The sequence below is a fragment of the Microcoleus sp. F10-B2 genome (genome assembly GCF_036704965.1).
GTDB lineage: Bacteria > Cyanobacteriota > Cyanobacteriia > Cyanobacteriales > Microcoleaceae > Microcoleus.
The window spans coordinates 1-1,362 of sequence record NZ_JAUBTB010000226.1; the positions used below are offsets into that span (position 1 = coordinate 1).

Here is a 1,362-nt window from a genome sequence, read left to right on the forward strand (position 1 = left end):
GCTGCCTATCTTTTTTTACCACAAGTTGGCCCAATCCTTACTAACTATGGGTTTCAGGCGGGTTGTCACCCCCCCAGATAAATCCCTCAAAGTAAAAATTAATAAAAAACCCAGAACCTACCGAAAAATAGCCAGGAAAGACTACTTAGCAGTAGCCAAACACCGACGACCATTACGCCAAAAAAAAATCCAAGCCCTTAAAAAACAACTGCAATATATCAAAAGAAACCTCGCTCATATTGAACAACTAATCGAGTCAGGTATCACCATACAAAGTCTGAGCCAAAAGCAGTATAAGACCTTGCTAGTCCTCACAGAAGTATATCGGCAACAACTCTGGTTATTTGAAAATAAAAAACAGAGTATATCGGCGGACAGAATAGTAAGTTTAAGCCAACCGCACATCCGTCCCATTGTCAGAGGAAAAGCAGGGAAACCTGTAGATTTTGGAGCCAAACTCTCAGCGAGTTGCAGTGAAGGATATGTATTTTCAGACCGGATAAGTTGGGATAACTTTAACAAATCAGGAGAATTAAAAGCACAAGTAGAAGCATTTAAAAATTACCGAGGATACTATCGGTGAATCAGTCCATGCCGATCGCATTTATCGAAGCGCGAGAAAATCGAGCTTGGTGTAAAGAAAGAGGAATTAGAATCAGTGGCACCCCTTTAGGAAGGCCACCAGCAAATGTCAGTAAGGAAACAAAGAAACAAGCCTGGGAAGATGAGAGAATTAGAAATGCGATTGAGGGCAAATTTGGGACTTGCGGAAAAGAAGATTTAGCCTGAATCGGGTGATGACAAAACTTGATAATACTTCTGAAACAGCCATTGCTATTACTTTTTTAGTAATTAACCTTTCTACCTGGTTAAGACGGGTTTTTTGTGCGTTTTTATGTCAAAAACTGAAAATCACACCTATTTACGGTTTAATGATTATTAAAAGCTATAACTAGACAAGTTATAGTCAAGAAAAAGTTATGTCTCGCCGAGCTTGAATTGCCCATCAAGTGTGATCGCAATTTTTCCTAACTTATTCAGTAAGCCCTAAATCATTCTTGTTACAATGTAAAATATACAAGATGATTAAAAATAAAACTTCCCGTGGGAAAAGCCCGAAAGCCGGAGTGAGGTAGAGGCTGACACTACCGTTTTCACCAGAAATCCTGAAAAGCCTTTTGTAACATCAAAAGTTTATTCATACCGTAACTTAGGTAAGTCTTGGCAACTAAAATCAGGAGATGTAGGAAGTTTACTCTACAGCCAGCAGCAGCGGATGCCATCGCGCTGATATTTGGCTTGCCTTGCAGCAGTTTCTTCTAAAGTTTGCGGACTCCACTGCACCTCAAAAGCTAGCTTGAT

The 1,362-nt window shown here is 39.9% G+C and carries 1 pseudogene; it reads left to right on the forward strand.

Annotated elements, in window-relative coordinates:
- Positions 1–956: pseudogene (locus QUA99_RS32805) on the forward strand (transposase); the annotation flags it as partial.
- Positions 957–1,362 lie beyond the last annotated feature (406 nt).